The following is a 13,548-nucleotide window of genomic DNA, read 5'->3' as shown; positions in this document are numbered from 1 at the left end:
ACCGGCGCCGCCCGGAGGACTCCGCATCGGCGGGACCGCCGGAATGTCCGCGCCCCGATCGCCGTCGTCCCGTATGACGGGCGGATCCCTCAGGACCGCCGGCTCACCGAGCGGGTGGCTGGTCCCGACGTCGCCGCGCGGCGTCGATGGGGGTCGTCAGGTCCACCAATTCCTGCGTCAGAGCCCACAGCAGGTCGTCGAACGACACCATGCCGACGACTCCGCCGCCGTCCGCGACCGGCAGGTGGCGGGCGCCCGCCGACCGCATGGACCGGATGGCCACGGGCACGTCCGTATCCGGTCCCACGGTCACCGACTCCCCGGCCATGACCGTCTCGACGGGACTGTCCGCCGACAGCCCGCGGGCCACCGCGTGCAGGGCGAGATCCCGGTCGGTGACGACCCCGACCACCTCGTCCTCGACGACCACGGGCAGCGCGGAAGCGCCGGTCTCGTCCATCCAGCGCGCCGCCTCCCGCAGAGACGCCGTCGGCGGGATGCCGGCCGGCCGCGTCCTCCGCGGGCCCATCGCCTCCTCGACGTCCATGCGGCGCACCTCTCCTCCGGCCGCGGGCGGGCATTCGGCGCCCGCCCCGTACGTCCCATCCTGAGGCCGACCGCGGGAACCGGCCAGCGTTGCGCCGCCCGCGAGCGACGGCCCCTTCCCGTTCACCGACCCCGTCCCGCCGCGAGGCGCATCGCCCCGTACCCGGCGCAGGCGAGCCCGGCGGCCAGCAGGAAGGCCGCCGGTGGCAGGGGCTCGGTGTCCAGCAAGGCCCGCAGGGGTGACAGGAAGATGCCGGCGAACTGCAGGGCGAGCGCCACCGCGACCGCCACGAGCAGAAGCGGATTGGCCAGGCTGCGCGGACGGGCCCGGGAGCCCACCGCCAGCCCGAGCGGGGTAGCCCGGGGTCCTGGTGCGTCACTGGAACGCCTCGTGGATCTCCCGCTCGGTCGTGGCGTGCGACACGATCAGCAGCTCGTCCCCCGGGCGCAGCCGCAGGCCCGCGCCCGGGCTGCTGGAGCGGCGGCGCGTAGCTGATGGCGGCCATGACGGCGATGCTCACCAGTCCCGCCGCCAGCAGACGCGGATTGGACCGCAGGCCCACCCGGAGGACGCTCTGCCGTTCCGTGCGCACCGCTTGGGCGTTGAAGAACTGGCTGACCACGATCGACGCCTGGGTCAGGGTGATGGCCTCCCGGTAGACGCGGTCGTCGGAGGTGAAGGCGTCGAAGGGGATGCCGGAGGCGTGGATGTGCCAGAAGAACACCGTGCAGGCCCCGACCGCCTGCAGGGAGCCGAGGAACAGGAAGCGCCGCACGACCGTGCCGGAGAACAGCGGCTCCCGCCGGGAACGGGGCGGCCGGTCCATCACATCCGGCTCGGGTGGCTCGGTGCCGAGGGCGAGCGCGGGCATGACGTCGGAGCCGAACCGACTCCGACCGCGGTTCCGTCCACTTGGCCGGGGCCGCGCTGGGGAGACATCCCCGGCCAGACCCGCCGAGAGCCGCTCCGGGTCCCGCAGCTCCGTTGAGCCCGAGCGCCGTGCTCTCGTCCGACGGACCACGTCCATGGCCCAGCGTGAGGGCGTCGGCGCTCTGTGCTCGACCTTCGTACGGTGCTGCGCGGAGGAGAGCGGCCGACCGTGGCATCAAGGGTCTTGATCTGTGACGGGCGGCGCGGGCCGGTGGTGCGGACCGGTCGTGGCCGGTGGCCAACAGCGCGGTGCTGTCGGCGGCCTCACACGCTCCGAGCACCACCACCCGCCACGGCCGCCCGCCCCCACCGTGACACTGGTCGGCCCGACCCAGGCCAGACCCACACCCGGAAAGACACCCGAATCACCGGTAGTGGGTCCAGGGGCGTAGTACTGGCAAGACGGCTCTGACGTCATCGACGTCGGTGCGGCCTTCGGTGAGCGACGTGCCGGCGTCGAGGCTTCCGGTGCGCGCGAGGTCTTCGCTGTCGCGTCGCAGCGGGTCGGCGATGCGGTTGAGCAGTGTGGTGCGTTCGTAAAATAGGGTGCAGACGAAACGACGTCGGTGAGCAGGATGGGGGAGTGATGGCGACGCGACAGGGCACCGGGTCCCGGCGGATGCGTCCCAACGATCCGGACCGGCGTACGCGCATCGCGCAGGCGGCCATCGAGGTGGTCGCCGAGCGAGGGATCGAGGGGCTCACGCACCGTGCCGTGGCCGCCGCGGCTGGGGTTCCGCTCGGGTCGACGACCTACCACTTCCAGACTCTCGACGATCTGCTGGACGTGGCCCTGCGCCAGGCCGCCGAGGACAACGTCCGCCGCCTGCGGGAATGGGAGCAAGCCCTTCCCCCGGATGCCGAGTTCGCGGTCGCGCTGGCCGAACTGGTGATGGGATACCTGCGGGACCAGCAGCCGAACACCGTTGTCGAGTACGACCTGTATGTCGCGGCGCTGCACCGGCCGCGGTTGCGCACGGCGAGCATGGCGTGGGACCAGGCGTTGATCGAGCTGTTCGGTTCGCGCACGGACCTGATCACCGGCCGGCTGCTGGCCGGCCTGTTCTGCGGCCTGGTCATGCAGGTCGTCATAGCCGACCCCTCACCGTCGTACAGCGAGGTCGAGGCGCTCTTCCGCCGTGCCATCGATGGTCCGGCAGCACATTCCGGCCGCCCGAACCGGCCGTGAACTCAGAGCGGGTCACGGACATGGCTGATCGAGCCGAAGCCATGAGCGGCTCTCGTCACCGCAGTCCGCGCATGGCGGCGAGGCCGGAGGCCGCGCGAGAGCCGAGGGCGACAGGCGTCCACGGCGGGACAGGCCGCCGGCAGCCCGCGGTGCACCCCCAGGTCCGAGAAGGTGGGGAGACGCGCCGCGGGCTGTCGGCCGCCCCGCGGCGGGCGGTTGCCGGAGGCAATGCCTCCTTGTCATCGAGGCACTTGTCGTGGACGAGAAGGATCACGTCGCCAACCGCCGGAGGAAGAAGGCGGCCAGGGTGGCCGGCGCGTCAGCCACGATGCCGAATCTCCGCGAGGAACGGAAGGCCGTTGAGCGGCAGATCGGCGAACTGAGGGCAGGGCGAGGCACCGCCACCGCGGTGACAAGCCCCCGCAGCTACCTCGCCGGCCTTCACCTTCGCATCTGGATGATGTGGATCAAGGATCTCAGCGGACCATCCTTCGGTCACGACTCGATATGCGCCCTAGTGATCGCCGGTGACAGCGGCGGGCTCGGCCGACTCCCCTGGTCCTGTGGCGGGGGCGGCCAGCGCGTGTTCCGGCAGGATGCCGGTGCGGTGGCGGATCCTCAGTCGGTAAAGCAGCAGGCCGATGACGGTCACCGCGCCGACGAAGAGGACGCCGCCCCACTTGAGGTACCAGTGGTAGGGAGGCGCGGAGTTGTAGATCTCGTTGCGGGGCCAGATGAGGTTGACGATCACGACGGCCCCCCAGAGCACGGCGACGATGTTGACCGGCAGCCCCCACCGGCCCAGGGAGAACTCGCTCTTGGCGGCGGCGTCCGCCAGAGGCCACCGCTTGCGCAGCCGACTGCGGAGCAGCGGCACGGTGACCAGGAGGTAGGAGCCGTAGATGAGCACGATGCTGATGCTGGACAGGACCGTGAAGATCGCGGGCTCCTTGATGTTCACCAGGAGCAGGGCGATCGCCAGGACGCCGATGACGATGGCGGCGTTGGTGGGCGACTTCCGGGTGGGGTGGACCTTTCCGAGCCAGGAGCTGAAGGGCAGGTTGTTGTCCCGGGCCATGGCGAACATCATGCGGATGGCCGCGGTGTGGACGGCCAGGGCGCACACGATGATGGCGACGACGATGCAGACCAGGATGAGCTTGCCCATGGGGCCGCCCAGCACCGAGAGCACGATGTATTGCAGGCCGCCGTCGGCTGACCCGATCTTCGGGTCGTTCAGGTCCGGTGCCGCGAGGATGCCGAACAGCAGAATCAGGCCGCCCAGGATGAATGAGGCCGTCACGGCCCGGATGACCGCGCGCGGCGCCGTGCGCTTGGGGTCCACCGTCTCCTCGCCCATGGAGCTGGCGGTGTCGAACCCGTACATCACATAGGTCGAGGCGATGGAGGCCACGAGGAAGACCCCGAAGTAGCCGAGCTCGTGGCCGTGGCCCAGGCCCTGCGTGTCCAGCAGCGCCTCAGGCCCGCGCTGGGTGTGCCAGGCGAGCGCGACGATGAGAAGGACGGCCGCGGCGAGTTCGACGAAGACTCCGACGCTGTTGATGAGCGCGGTGAGTCTCACGCCGAAGGCGTTGATGAGCGTGGTGACCACGATGAGCAGCCCGCCCAGAATGACGGCGTTGATCGAGAAGTCGTAGGTGCCGGTGCCGTCGCCGACGAACTGGAAGCCGTCCCAGAGCTGCGGCAGGGTGATCTGGAGGGCGAGGGCCACCGCACCCAACGTACAGATGGAGGAGATCAGCAGCAGCCAGCCGGCCAGCCACGATGTCGTGGCGGACGACAGCTTCTTGGCCCAGTTGTAGACCGATCCGGCGACCGGGTAGCGGCTGGCCAGCTCGGCGAAGCACAGCGCCACCATCAGCTGGCCGGCGAAGACCAGCGGCCACGACCAGGCGTAGGCGGGCCCCGCGGCACCGAAGCCGAAATAGAAAAGCTGGAAGACGCCGGTGAGTATGGAGATGTAACTGACGCCGGCGGCGAAACTGGCGAATTTGCCGATACTGCGATCGAGGGTCGGGGCGTATCCGAAGTCGGCGACGCCGTCAGAGTCCGGGGTCGGTGTGGGTCTCATAAGTCCTCTCGTCCGTTCACGGAGCAGCCGGCGAGCCGGCGGGGGATCTCACGGAAAGGCGCATCCGGGACGGGCGCCCGGCGGTGTGAGGCGCTCTCCCGCGCCACGTGGGGACATGTGCGTCCGACCCGTAGACGTGGAGTCCACGGCGGAAGGGAGCCTGGCCAGGCAGCAGAACCCGGATGGCGTGAACTCGTGTCGCGGTCGGCCACCACAGCTCAGATGGGCCGCGGTGTTTCACTTGGTGCAACACGTACCTGCATAAGCAACCGTGCACAGATTTCGACAGTATGAACAGGGTGTATCGAAGGTGTCAATAGAGTGAACTTCTCGTGTTGACTGGCGACGCTGACCGTTAACGGGGATGTGCGCCTGCCGCTTGAAGCCGGTGTTGCGGCCGGTCGACCACGCCCAGCCCCGGACTGCCCGCCGCGCCTGTCGCTACGTCCGCCGCGATGCTGTCCGGCCGCGGAAAACGTCCGACGACCCCTTGACGGCCACTCCTCGGCGCCCCATAGTGCGTACATCTGTACAAGCACGGTGTTCCGTCATCCGCAACTACCGGGGAAGGCTCGGCTCCCTTGACTAACCTGTTCATCAACGGGCGGTGGACGGCGTCCCGCACCGGACGCGAGTTCGACGTACTCAATCCCTACGACCAGAGTCTGGTCGCCAAGGTGGCGGACGCCGGCCCGGACGACGCCGCGGAGGCGATCGCCTCGGCCCGCCGCGCGTTCGACCAGACGGACTGGGCGTACGCGCCGTCCCGCGTCAGGGCGGGTGTGCTGCTTCGCACGGCCGACCTGCTGGCGCGAGACAAGGAGGAGATCGCCCGCATCGAGACGCTGGACACGGGCAAGACCCTCCTCGACAGCCGGGTGGACATCGACGACGTCATCGCCGTCTTCCGGTACTACGCCGAGCTGGCGAACAAGGACCCGAGCCGGGTCGTGGACACCGGGCGGCCCGACGTGATCAGCCGTGTCGTGCACGAGCCGGTCGGGGTCTGCGCGCTCATCACCCCGTGGAACTACCCGCTCCTCCAAGCCGCATGGAAGGTGGCCCCCGCCCTCGCGGCCGGAAACGCGATCATCCTCAAACCCAGCGAGGTCACCCCGCTGACCACGATCCGGCTCGTCGAGCTCCTGGCCGAGGCGGGCGCTCCGGACGGCGTCGTCAACCTGCTTCTCGGAACGGGCCAGGCCGTCGGCGCCCCGCTTGTCGAGAGTTCCCAGGTCGACATGGTCTCCTTCACCGGCGGGCTGGCCACCGGGCGGTGGATCATGCAGGCGGCCAGCGGCAACGTGAAGAACATCGCGCTGGAACTCGGGGGCAAGAACCCCAACATCGTCTTCGCCGACGCCGACTTCGAAACCGCCGTCGACTACGCTCTGACCGCCGTCTTCGTCCACGCCGGGCAGGTGTGCTCGGCCGGCGCGCGACTGATCGTGGAAGATTCCATCCACGACGCCTTCGTGGCCGAAGTGGCCCGCCGCGCCGAGTTGATCAGGCTCGGCGACGGCATGAAGGAGGGGACCGAGAGCGGCCCGCTGGTCTCAGCGGCACATCGCGAGAGAGTCGAGTCCTACGTCGAGCTCGGCCTGTCGGAGGGCGCCCGGCTGCTCGCCGGGGGACGTCGGCCGAGCGATCCGGAACTGCAGGCCGGGTTCTTCTACCGCCCCACCGTGTTCACCGACTGCCGCCGTGACATGCGCATCGTGCAGGAGGAGGTCTTCGGGCCGGTCCTGACCACCGAACGCTTCCGCACCGAAGAGGAGGCCGTCGCCCTCGGCAACGACACCGACTACGGTCTCGCGGGCGCGGTATGGACCTCGGACGCCGGACGGGCGGAGCGGGTCGCCAACCGCCTGCGCCATGGCACGGTGTGGATCAACGACTACCACCCCTACCTGCCTCAGGCCGAATGGGGCGGCTTCAAACAGTCGGGTATCGGCCGGGAACTCGGTCCCCGCGGCCTGGACGAGTACCGCGAAGCCAAGCACATCTACCGCAACATCGCGCCCAGCCCACAGCGTTACTTCGCCGGCTGACCGGTCGTGTGACCGGCCGGGCCGGCGCCAGGCAGGCGCCACCACCACCAGTGGGAACCAGGAGAAAACGTTGACTCAGCACACCCACGAGACCTACGACGTGGTCGTCGTCGGCGGCGGTACAGCGGGCTCGGTCATCGCCTCGCGGCTGACCCAGAACCCCGACCTGCGGGTCTGCGTCATCGAGGGCGGCCCCAGCGATGTCGGTGACGAGCGGGTGCTGAATCTGCGCAACTGGATCAACCTGCTGGAATCCGAACTCGACTACGACTACGGCACCACCCCGCAGCCACGCGGCAACTCCCACATCCGCCACTCCCGGGCCAAAGTCCTCGGTGGCTGCTCATCCCACAACACACTGATCAGCTTCCTGCCACTCCCCGGCGACTTCGCGGACTGGGAGAAGGCCGGCGCCACCGGCTGGGACTACGGGACCATGCTCCCCTACTTCCACCGGCTCGAACTCAACCTCACCCCGGTCGCACCACACCACCGCAACGACCTCAGCCAATCCTTCGTAGCCTCGGCCTCGACCGCGCTCGGCGTCCCGGTGATCGACGACTTCAACGCCCAGCCCTTCACCAACGGGACAGGATTCTTCACACTCAGCTACGACCCGGAGACCGGGACACGCTCCTCAGCCTCCGTCGCCTACCTCCACCCCCATCTCGACCGGCCCAACCTCACCCTGCTCACCGACACCTGGGCCTACAAAATCGACGTCGACCCGCAAGGACAGGCGACCGGCGTACGCGTGCGGCACACCGACGGCACCACCCGAACCATCCGGGCGCGACACGAATACGTACTGTGCGCCGGAGCCATCGACACACCACGACTGCTCATGCTCTCCGGGATCGGCCGCACCCAGGACCTGCGGGACCTGGGCATCGACACGGTCGCCGACGTGCCCGGAGTCGGCGAGAACCTGCTGGACCACCCGGAGTCACTCATCCTGTGGGAAGCCAGCCGGCCACTGCCACCCAACTCCGCGATGGACGCCGACGCCGGCCTCTTCGTCGTCCGCGAACCCACCGACGGCCGACCGGACCTCATGTTCCACCTCTACCAGATCCCGTTCACCCTCCACACCGAACGCCTCGGCTACGACGTCCCCGAGCACGGCTTCGGCATGACCCCGAACATCCCACGACCCCGCAGCACCGGCCGGATGTGGCTCACCAGCTCCGACCCATCGGTCAAGCCGGCACTGGACTTCCGGTACTTCACCGACCCCGAGGGCTACGACGAGCAAACCATCGTCGACGGACTCCGCCTGGCCCGCGAGATAGCCGCCACCGCGCCGTTCAAGGACTGGATCACACGCGAGATCGCCCCCGGCCCCCACCTGCGGACCGACGAAGAACTCTCGGCATACGGACGGGCCGCCCACCACACCGTCTACCACCCCGCCGGCACCTGCCGGATGGGCTCCCCCAACGACCCCCTCACCGTCGTCGACCCCCACCTACGCCTGCGCGGCACCAGCAACATCCGCATCGCGGACGCCTCGATCTTCCCCACCATGCCCACCGTCAACCCGATGATCGCCGTCCTGATGATCGGCGAACGCGCCTCCGACCTCATCACCGACACCCTCACGTGACAACACCCACCACAACAGCCTTGGCCATCTGCCGGCGCAGCCGGTCCTGGAGCTTGTCGATCGTCTCCTGGAAGGTGGCCTCCTCGGCGACGGCGACGAGCAGCCGGGTGCCCATCCGGACCTCCGCGGTCGCGGACCACGGGTGCCCGGCGTGGCGCGTGGCGGCCCTGACGAGCTTCACCTCGCCGGTGACTCCCGGCGTGCCCGGCCGGCTGACCAGGGCGTCGATCTTCCGGCGGGCGTACCCGAGGACATCCTCGTCGATGTCTCCCTCGGCGCGGACCCGCACCGGCTCGGTGCCCGGAAGGTTTTTCTCATCGCTGCTCATGGACTTCTTTCCTCCTCGGAGTGGTGCCGGTGTGCGGCTCGGTGTCGGGTTCACATCTCGAAGACGACACGGGCGGTGACCTGGCCGTCGAGGATGTCCGTGATGGACTCGTTGACGGTGGCGAGGGGACGGGTCTCGCGGACGACCCGGGTGCGGCCGGCGGCGTGCAGCGCGAACACCTCGGCCAGGTCCTGGCGGGTGCCGACGATGGACCCGATGACGGAGGTGCCGTTGAGGACGGTGTCGAAGATCGGGACCTGGATGGTGCCGCCGGCGGGCAGCGCGACCATGACCAGCGTGCCGCCGCGCCGCAGCCCACCGTAGGCGGCGGCGAACGCCTGCTCGTTCACGGCCAGGGCGATGGCGGCGTGCGCGCCACCGTGCCGCTTGAGCACCTCGGCCGGGTCCTCCTTGCGGGCGTCGATGAGAAGGTCGGCGCCGAGTGCCCGGGCGAGCGCGAGCTTGTCGTCGGTGACGTCGATGGCCGCGACCGTGGCGCCCGCGATCTTCGCGTACTGCACGGCGAGATGGCCCAGTCCGCCGACGCCGGAGATGGCGACCAGGTCGGTCGGCCCGACGCCGGCGACCTTCAGCGCCTTGTAGGTGGTGACGCCCGCGCAGGTCAGTGGTGCGGCGTCGGCCGGGGTGATGCCTTCGGGCACCGGCTGGGCGAAGTCGGCGGCGGCGAGCATCTTCTCGGCATGACCGCCGTCGCAGCCGTAGCCGGTGTTGATCTGCCGCTCGCACAGCGTCTCCCAGCCGGACAGGCAGTGGTCGCAGTGTCCGCAGGCCCAGCCCAGCCAGGGGACGGCGACGCGTTGGCCGAGGGAGAGGCGGGTGACGCCATCGCCGAGCTTCTCGACGATGCCCACGCCCTCGTGGCCGGGCACGAACGGCGGCGTCGGCTTGACGGGCCAGTCGCCGCGGGCGGCGTGGATGTCGGTGTGGCACAGTCCCGACGCCTCGACGCGGATGCGGACCTGCCCGGGGCCCGGCTCGGGATCGGGCCGCTCCTCGATGACCAGCGGCGCACCGAGGGCGCGGACTACGGCTGCCTTCATGATGGATCCCCTCTCGCTCGGACAGGCTGCGTTCGCCTTCTGTCCCCAGGATTTCGCCGGCCCGAGGCGGCGGGCAGGTCCCCTACGTCCCGGCCGGAGGCCGTCCGGCCCGGGGCCTCCCGGGCCGGACGGCCCCATGCCGGTCGCGGCCGGGGCCGGACTGTCGCGGCCGGATGGTGGGCCGTAGGCTGTCGGCGGATCGTGCCGGGCGCTCGGACGGAGAAGACGGTGGGGAAGGGCGGCACGTCGGGGACCGGTGGCGGGCCGCTGCCGCGGCTGCGGCTGGACGAGCTGCTGGAGGAGCTCCAAGTCCGTATCGACGAGGTGCGCGGCACCCGGGACCGAGTGCACGGACTGCTGGAGGCCGTCCTGTCCGTGGGCCGGGAGCTGGACTTGTCCCAGGTGCTGCGCGGGATCGTGGAGGCCGCCGTCGTGCTGGTGGACGCGGAGTACGGCGCGCTGGGGGTCATCGACAAGGAGCACGAGCAGCGGCTGTCGCAGTTCGTGCCGGTGGGCATCGCGGCGGACCGGATCGAGGCGATCGGGCCGTTGCCGTCGGGGCACGGTCTTCTGGGCGAGCTGATCCGGCATCCGCAGCCGCTGCGCCTGCGGGAGTTGTCGGAGCATCGGGCGTCCTACGGTTTCCCGGCGAATCACCCGCCGATGCACTCCTTCCTGGGGGTGCCGATCCGGGTCCGGGACGAGGTGTTCGGCAACCTCTATCTGACGGAGAAGCGCGGTGGGCGGGAGTTCGACGCGGAGGACGAGACGCTGCTGTCGACACTCGCGGTCGCGGCGGGGGTCGCGATCGAGAACGCACGGTTGTACGAGGAGGCGCGGGACCGGCAGCGGTGGCTGGAGGCGAACGCCGAGGTCGTCGGGATTCTGCTGTCCGGAGCCGATGAGGCACGGGTCCTGGAGCTGATCGTCGGACACGCCCGCCGCATCCTGGCCGCGGACCTCGGTGTCCTGTGCCTGACCGAGGAGGGCACGGACCTGCTGCGCGTCGCCCTGGCCGCGGGATCGCGCGCCGCCGCTCACTCGGATCTGGTGCTGCCGCGCGAGGACTCGTTCGCCGGTTCCGCCGTCACCGCCGGGGAGCCCGTGCTCACCGCGGGCATCGGTACCGACGCCCGCTTCGTGGGCGGGCCGGAGGACTGGTCCGGGCTGGGCCCGGCCGTGGCGGTGCCCATGGGGACCAGCGGCGGACTGCGTGGGGCGCTGGTGCTGGCCCGCGAGCAGGGGCAGGCACATTTCACGGTGCGGGAGACGGCGCCGCTGCTGGCGTTCGCGGGCCAGGCGGCGCTGGCGCTGGAGCTGGCCGAACGCAGGCGGGCCGCCGAGCAGGTGGCGCTGCTGGAAGACCGGGACCGGATCGCGCGCGATCTGCACGACCTGGCGATCCAGCGGCTGTTCGCGACCGGCATGACGTTGCAGAGCTCGATGCGGTTCGTGGAGCATCCGCAGGCGGCGGAGCGGCTGTCACGGGCGGTGGACGATCTGGATGAGACCATCAAGATCATCCGGTCCACGATTTTCGGGTTGCGGGTCCACGAGGGCGGCCCGGCCGCACAGGGGTTGCGGGTGCGGGTGGCGAAAACGGTGGAGGAGGCCGTGCCCACGCTGGGGTTCACGCCGTCGCTGCGGATGGAGGGGCTGGTCGACACCGATGTCCCGGCCGAGGTCGCCGACCATGCCGTCGCCGTGCTGGGGGAGGCGCTGTCCAACGTCGCCCGGCACGCGCGGGCCGGTGCCGCGAGCGTGTCGGTGGTGGTGGGGGACGGCGCGTTCGCCCTGGCCGTGGTGGACGACGGCACGGGTCTCCCGGAGAGCGGGCGGCGCAGCGGGTTGCGGAACCTCGCGGAGCGGGCGGAGGGGCTCGGCGGCTCCCTGACGGCCGGTCCCGGACCCTCCGGCGGCACCCGTCTGGAGTGGCGGGTACCGCTGACCGGGGGCTGAGCCGTTCAGCCGCCGTCGCCGTACACGCCACCCGCGTTCAGGAGCCGGGCGCGGGAGGCGCGCAGCCGGCGGACGACGGTCCGGGCGACTTGCCGGTAGACCGCGCGACCCAGGACCGGATCGGAATCGCACAGGGCCCGCACGGCGAGCGCGTCGAACTCCAGGGCCCGGACCGGGCTGAGTGTCTCGCCGCCCAGTTCCCAGGTGTGCGGCGGGAACAGCCAGGACCAGCCCAGCAGTTCGCCGGGCCCGACCGTGTCCACGACCGCCGCCCGGCGGCCGGGCCGGTGGAGGTCGAGGGTGACCGTGCCGGATCTGAGGACCCAGAACCGGTCGGCCCGCCGCCCTTCCTCGAACATGCGGGTCCCGGCGGGGAAGGACACCTCGCGGGCGTAGGCGAGGAGGTGGTCGGTACCCGCCCCGGGCAGGGCGGCCAGGAAGTGCTTCGTGATGGGTCCCATGGTGTCCGTCTTCTTCCGGGATTCGCGCGGTCAGTGGTCGGCGACGCCGTGCGGTTCGGGGATTCCGGTGCCCAGCCGGCTGTCGTCGCGAGCGGCCGTGAGGCGGTCCACGACACCGACGACGCCCTCCATCCGTCCGGTGAGGCTGAGCGCGATGGGGATCTCGCTCTCCCGCTCCACGACACCGTCCAGGGTGACGACGCCGTCCTCGACGGTGACGCGGACGGCGTCCCGGGGCAGCCACAGGGAGCGGATCAGGACCTCGTCGGTGACGGTTTGGCGGATCTCGGCGTCGGGACGCAGGAAGACGCCCAGCACATCGCGACGGCTCACGATGCCGACCAGGCGGTCCTCCTCATCGAGCACGGGCAGGCGTTTGACCTGGCGGTCGGCCATGACGCGGGCGGCGCGCGCCACGGAGTCCACGGCCCGGACGGTGATGGCCGGGGCGGTCATCAGCTCACCCGCCGTCATGGCGCCGGCCAGGGCCGTTTCCCGGCGCGCGACGCGGGTCGGCGGCCAGTGGTGCCGCCGTCCGCTCTTCGCCTGACGGGCCATGAGGTCCTGCTCGGAGACGACTCCGAGCACCTTCTCGTCGTCGTCCACCACGGGCATTCCGCTGACGCGGTGCTCCGCGAGCTGTTCGGCCACCCGCTTGAACGGCACCTCGGGCGTGACCGAGACGACGTCACCGGTCATCACGGTGCCGACCATGCGCTGCTTCATGACACGTCCTCGATTTCGGTGGAAGGGCGCGGACCGGGTCCGCGACGGAGTCGGCGCGGACCACAGCCGACGGACGGTGCGCGGTGCGCGGAGTCCGTCATCGTGGTCCGCTCTCCCTCGCGTCGGTTCCCACGGTGCGCCCCGACGCCCGCGTTCCCTAGGGCCGAACGGGGCCGAGTGCGGGACCGTCGGGTCCGGTCGGGGCGCCGGGCAGGTGGGGGTGGACGTCGAAGAAGGTCAGCAGGCCGGCCACGCCGAGCAGGCGCAGCACGAAGGAGGAGTCGGCAACGACGCGGAGCCGGCCGCCGCGTTCGGCCAGCCGGGCGTGGGCCCGGCACAGCACCCGCAGCCCGCTGCAATCGATGAACGTGACTGGCCGCAGGTCCACCGTCAGCCGGTCCGTCCCGGCGGCGATCGCCTCCTCGAACCGGTCCCACACGGTCGGCGCGGTGGCGAGGTCGATCTCGCCACGCAGTTCCACCACGGCACCCGGTCCGTTCCGCCGGTGCGACACAGGGTTCTCGGTCGGTGCGTCGCTCGTGGCCATTCCGGTCTCCTCGGCCGCTGGATGTCTGTTCGCCGGTCACCAGGAAAGGCG

The 13,548-nt window shown here is 70.7% G+C and carries 12 protein-coding genes and 1 pseudogene; 4 read left to right on the top strand and 9 right to left on the bottom strand.

Annotated features, from left to right (window positions below):
* Positions 1-103: 103 nt before the first annotated feature.
* The 3 genes and pseudogenes from OIE51_RS26145 to OIE51_RS26135 form a co-directional block, all read right to left on the bottom strand.
* Positions 104-547: a CBS domain-containing protein gene (locus OIE51_RS26145; RefSeq protein WP_326600338.1), complete on the bottom strand. Its 444-nt coding sequence runs from the start codon at positions 545-547 to the stop codon at positions 104-106.
* Positions 548-669: 122 nt separating this feature from the next.
* A complete protein-coding gene (locus OIE51_RS26140) occupies positions 670-885 on the bottom strand; it encodes a cation transporting ATPase C-terminal domain-containing protein (protein WP_326600336.1) in 216 nt (71 codons plus the stop codon).
* A 143-nt stretch (positions 886-1,028) separates the two neighbouring features.
* Positions 1,029-1,418: pseudogene (locus OIE51_RS26135) on the bottom strand (cation-translocating P-type ATPase C-terminal domain-containing protein); the annotation flags it as partial.
* Positions 1,419-2,063: 645 nt separating this feature from the next.
* On the opposite strand from OIE51_RS26135, the gene OIE51_RS26130 reads away from it, so the two are divergent.
* Positions 2,064-2,666, top strand: coding sequence for a TetR/AcrR family transcriptional regulator (locus OIE51_RS26130; protein ID WP_326600335.1), 603 nt, complete (start codon positions 2,064-2,066; stop codon positions 2,664-2,666).
* 514 nt (positions 2,667-3,180) lie between these two features.
* On the opposite strand, the gene OIE51_RS26125 is transcribed toward OIE51_RS26130, so the two are convergent.
* Entirely contained in the window at positions 3,181-4,758 is a 1,578-nt protein-coding gene (locus OIE51_RS26125; RefSeq protein WP_326600333.1) for an APC family permease, read from the bottom strand.
* A 581-nt stretch (positions 4,759-5,339) separates the two neighbouring features.
* Here OIE51_RS26125 and OIE51_RS26120 point away from each other — a divergent pair.
* Both OIE51_RS26120 and OIE51_RS26115 read left to right on the top strand, forming a co-directional pair.
* Positions 5,340-6,809, top strand: coding sequence for an aldehyde dehydrogenase family protein (locus OIE51_RS26120; RefSeq protein WP_326600332.1), 1,470 nt, complete (start codon positions 5,340-5,342; stop codon positions 6,807-6,809).
* Between the two features lie 70 nt (positions 6,810-6,879).
* On the top strand, positions 6,880-8,415 hold the full coding sequence (locus OIE51_RS26115; RefSeq protein WP_326595381.1) for a GMC family oxidoreductase: 1,536 nt from the start codon (positions 6,880-6,882) through the stop codon (positions 8,413-8,415).
* Here OIE51_RS26115 and OIE51_RS26110 read toward each other — a convergent pair.
* Together OIE51_RS26110 and OIE51_RS26105 are read right to left on the bottom strand one after the other, a co-directional pair.
* On the bottom strand, positions 8,408-8,743 hold the full coding sequence (locus tag OIE51_RS26110) for a hypothetical protein (RefSeq protein WP_326600330.1): 336 nt from the start codon (positions 8,741-8,743) through the stop codon (positions 8,408-8,410). The two genes, OIE51_RS26115 and OIE51_RS26110, sit on opposite strands and share 8 nt — an antisense overlap.
* A 50-nt stretch (positions 8,744-8,793) precedes the next feature.
* Complete coding sequence (locus OIE51_RS26105; protein ID WP_326600329.1) at positions 8,794-9,804, bottom strand: alcohol dehydrogenase catalytic domain-containing protein; 1,011 nt, start codon at positions 9,802-9,804, stop codon at positions 8,794-8,796.
* A gap of 228 nt (positions 9,805-10,032) precedes the next feature.
* Here OIE51_RS26105 and OIE51_RS26100 point away from each other — a divergent pair, with 228 nt between their 5' ends.
* Positions 10,033-11,763, top strand: coding sequence for a sensor histidine kinase (locus OIE51_RS26100; RefSeq protein ID WP_326600328.1), 1,731 nt, complete (start codon positions 10,033-10,035; stop codon positions 11,761-11,763).
* Positions 11,764-11,768: 5 nt separating this feature from the next.
* Here the strand turns inward: OIE51_RS26100 and OIE51_RS26095 are convergent, their stop codons facing one another.
* From OIE51_RS26095 to OIE51_RS26085, 3 genes are all read right to left on the bottom strand, one after another.
* Positions 11,769-12,224 (bottom strand): Crp/Fnr family transcriptional regulator, encoded by a 456-nt coding sequence (locus tag OIE51_RS26095; protein WP_326600327.1) that lies wholly within the window; start codon positions 12,222-12,224, stop codon positions 11,769-11,771.
* Positions 12,225-12,254: 30 nt separating this feature from the next.
* Positions 12,255-12,950, bottom strand: coding sequence for a CBS domain-containing protein (locus OIE51_RS26090; protein WP_326600326.1), 696 nt, complete (start codon positions 12,948-12,950; stop codon positions 12,255-12,257).
* Between the two features lie 157 nt (positions 12,951-13,107).
* Positions 13,108-13,497: an STAS domain-containing protein gene (locus OIE51_RS26085; protein WP_326600325.1), complete on the bottom strand. Its 390-nt coding sequence runs from the start codon at positions 13,495-13,497 to the stop codon at positions 13,108-13,110.
* Positions 13,498-13,548 lie beyond the last annotated feature (51 nt).

Source organism: Streptomyces sp. NBC_01803, from assembly GCF_035917415.1.
Taxonomy (GTDB): domain Bacteria; phylum Actinomycetota; class Actinomycetes; order Streptomycetales; family Streptomycetaceae; genus Streptomyces.
The sequence above is the reverse complement of the archived record's forward strand: the minus strand, read 5'-3'. Positions and strand labels throughout refer to the sequence as shown.

Excerpts from the sequence above, each read along its gene's own strand:
- OIE51_RS26145 (WP_326600338.1), bottom strand. The coding sequence starts at position 547 with ATGGACGTCGAGGAGGCGATGGGCCCGCGGAGGACGCGGCCGGCCGGC.
- OIE51_RS26130 (WP_326600335.1), top strand. The coding sequence starts at position 2,064 with ATGGCGACGCGACAGGGCACCGGGTCCCGGCGGATGCGTCCCAACGAT.
- OIE51_RS26125 (WP_326600333.1), bottom strand. The coding sequence starts at position 4,758 with ATGAGACCCACACCGACCCCGGACTCTGACGGCGTCGCCGACTTCGGA.
- OIE51_RS26110 (WP_326600330.1), bottom strand. The coding sequence starts at position 8,743 with ATGAGCAGCGATGAGAAAAACCTTCCGGGCACCGAGCCGGTGCGGGTC.
- OIE51_RS26105 (WP_326600329.1), bottom strand. The coding sequence starts at position 9,804 with ATGAAGGCAGCCGTAGTCCGCGCCCTCGGTGCGCCGCTGGTCATCGAG.
- OIE51_RS26095 (WP_326600327.1), bottom strand. The coding sequence starts at position 12,224 with ATGGGACCCATCACGAAGCACTTCCTGGCCGCCCTGCCCGGGGCGGGT.
- OIE51_RS26090 (WP_326600326.1), bottom strand. The coding sequence starts at position 12,950 with ATGAAGCAGCGCATGGTCGGCACCGTGATGACCGGTGACGTCGTCTCG.
- OIE51_RS26085 (WP_326600325.1), bottom strand. The coding sequence starts at position 13,497 with ATGGCCACGAGCGACGCACCGACCGAGAACCCTGTGTCGCACCGGCGG.